Here is a 2,657-nt window from a genome sequence, read left to right on the forward strand (position 1 = left end):
GTAAGCAACTAATCAACTAATCTACTCCTAGTGGACTGTTTCAACTAAAATAGGGCAATAGATTTGGCTCTTCTGGTTTCTGTGTGGAAACGAGGTCTATACTGATAGAATATCCGCAAAATAGCCCTAAAAGTCTTGCCCGATAAGCATTTCACGATTCCATAAGCAAAAATTATCACACAAAGTCGAGAAGAGCCTAGATTTCGGCTTAAAGTCTTAGATTATAGAATTTATAGCATTTTTCTAATACACCAAATTAGCTGAAACAATCCACTATAATGTAATAAATAATCACATTTTACCTCATATAAGTCGAGAGAGCCAAATCATCAATAATCATAGAACAAGGAGATGATTAATCATGAAATATAGCATTTTAATTCAATGGTCTGAAGAAGATAATGCCTATATTGCCAGTTTACCCGAATGGGGAAAATACGCTCGCACTCACGGCAACACCTATCAAGAAGCCATTGATAATGCCCAAGAAGTTTGAGAAGATTTGGTAGATATATATACTCAAGAAAATAAACCTTTGCCCTCGCCAAAACTATTACAAATAGCTGAGAAAATTACTAATGACTAACCTCCCAACTATTCTAGGACTAAAAGTAGGTTTTTCTCCCGGAGAAAATGATTTCAACAAAAACTTAACACAAATTCACTCAAAAACTATTGACTCGGCAAAAAAGAGGTAGTACGATGGAGAATCAAGAGCAATTAGGTCGGATTTACCATGATGAAAACCAAAAGAGAATCAAAAAAACATGAATTAGAACCCCTACAAAGTTTAGAATTACCCATTTTTTGACGACAGGAAATACCAAGATTACAGCTACCGTTAAACCTATTACAACAATCAAGAGAGGATAAATTATGATGACATTAGAACAAGCTCTTATGACAGTTAATGAACTACCTATTGAACAGAGAGAAATGTTAATAGAAATTGTCAAAAATCAAATGATAGAATCCTATCGAGACGAAATAGCCCGAAATGCTAAAGAAGCGAGGGAAGCTTTTCAAAGAGGAGAATTAAAACCGCAACCTTTAGAAGATATTATTGATGAATTAAAAACCCTATTAACAGAAGATGAATGAAAGAGATTATTGCAACACAGAAGTTTAAACGGTCATTTCGTAAATTTGTCAAGCGTAATGCTCAACTTGAACAAAAAATTATTGAAACATTAAAGCTAATGCAAGAAGATATTTTTACCCCTCAGTTAGCCACTCATTCATTACAAGGAAAATTATTAGGACTAAAAGCTTGTTCTTGTGGTTATGATTGTAGAATTATATTTTCTTTAGAAAGACCAGAAACTAATGATAAGGAGCAAAAAGAAGTAATCATTCTAATTGATATTGGTACTCATGATCGGGTTTATTAAACTTAATTTTTAACCTCATTTTTCACCTAACTTACTCTGATTCACTAATCATTAATAAAATGACTCAAATTCTCTCGATTCCAGGACTAAAAGAACTACAAAAACAAACCCAAGGCGCATCAGAAATAACCATCGCCATTCTCGATGGTGTAGTTGACACTAACCACTCCTGTTTTAACGGGGCAGACCTAACCCGTTTACCCACCCTCGTCCAGCATCAAGCCACCGCGGGGCAAATGTCCACTCACGGAACCCATATTGCCAGCCTCATCTTCGGACAACCCAACAGCGAAATCCCTGGCATTGCCCCCCAGTGTCGAGGCCTACTCGTACCCGTCTTCTCCGACGATAACCGCAAACTCTCCCAACTCGATTTAGCGAGGGCGATTGAACAAGCCGCCGAAAAAGGGGCAAAAGTGATTAATATTAGCGGCGGTGCCCTCACTGATATGGGAGAAGCCGAAGACTGGCTAATTCGCGCCGTCGAGATGTGTAACGAGAGAAATATTCTTATCGTTGCCGCTGCTGGCAATGATGGCTGTGAATGCCTGCAAGTTCCGGCAGCCCTTCCCGCCGTCCTAGCGGTGGGTGCTGTTGATGCTAGAGGGCATCCCCTCGACTTTAGTAATTGGGGGGAAACCTACCAAAGTCAAGGCATCCTTGCCCCTGGAGAAAACATCTTAGGGGCAAAACCAGGCGGCGGGACTGTGCAACTGAGTGGGACCAGCTTCGCCGCGCCCATTGTGGCCGGAGTAGCCGCCCTATTACTCAGCTTGCAGGTGCAGCGAGGAGAAACCCCCAATCCTCACGCAGTCCGGGAAGCGATACTAAAAAGCGCGCTCCCCTGCCAATATGCCGACAGCGAAAATGAACCAAAATGTTTAGCCGGAGTGTTGAACATTTCTGGGGCAATTCAACAACTAACAGGAGAAACCATGTCCGAATCTGTGGAAACCCAAGCAACAGTAGAAGCATCGGGCTGTGGCTGCGGTGGTACGCCCGAAACCCCTGAGGCTCAACGCCAAAATCTCGAACTGAGTGCCGCAACTAGCGAACCGGTAATCCCCGTCGCCCAAATTCCCAATCCTGTCACCACCTCTCAAGGAGTATCCATGCCCGAAACTACTAAGCTAAAACGCACTTAAACCACCTAAAATAGAAATAGTAACTTGAGAAAAATCCTACTTATGCCAGCCAAAGATTTCCTAGACTTAGAAGAAAAGAAAAACTTACAAAAAGCTCTTAAAGAAGAAGAAAGAGCAGAGG

3 protein-coding genes and 1 pseudogene are annotated in these 2,657 nt (G+C 41.2%); all 4 read left to right on the forward strand.

Annotation, left to right across the window (positions count from 1 at the left end):
• Positions 1–361 precede the first annotated feature (361 nt).
• The 4 genes and pseudogenes from O9332_RS05605 to O9332_RS05620 all read left to right on the forward strand — a co-directional run bounded on the left by O9332_RS05605 (position 362) and on the right by O9332_RS05620 (position 2,536).
• Positions 362–586, forward strand: a pseudogene (locus O9332_RS05605) (type II toxin-antitoxin system HicB family antitoxin).
• A 290-nt stretch (positions 587–876) separates the two neighbouring features.
• Positions 877–1,101, forward strand: coding sequence for a hypothetical protein (locus O9332_RS05610; RefSeq protein WP_002762738.1), 225 nt, complete (start codon positions 877–879; stop codon positions 1,099–1,101).
• Complete coding sequence (locus tag O9332_RS05615) at positions 1,098–1,391, forward strand: type II toxin-antitoxin system RelE/ParE family toxin (RefSeq protein WP_002762741.1); 294 nt, start codon at positions 1,098–1,100, stop codon at positions 1,389–1,391. Before O9332_RS05610 ends, O9332_RS05615 begins: the two co-directional genes overlap by 4 nt.
• Before the next feature lie 59 nt (positions 1,392–1,450).
• Positions 1,451–2,536 carry a S8 family serine peptidase gene (locus tag O9332_RS05620; RefSeq protein ID WP_288024166.1) on the forward strand — a complete coding sequence of 362 codons (1,086 nt, stop codon included), beginning with the start codon at positions 1,451–1,453 and terminating at the stop codon, positions 2,534–2,536.
• Positions 2,537–2,657 lie beyond the last annotated feature (121 nt).

The organism is Microcystis sp. LE19-10.1B (genome assembly GCF_027530565.1).
In the GTDB taxonomy this organism is placed as follows: Bacteria; Cyanobacteriota; Cyanobacteriia; order Cyanobacteriales; family Microcystaceae; genus Microcystis; species Microcystis aeruginosa.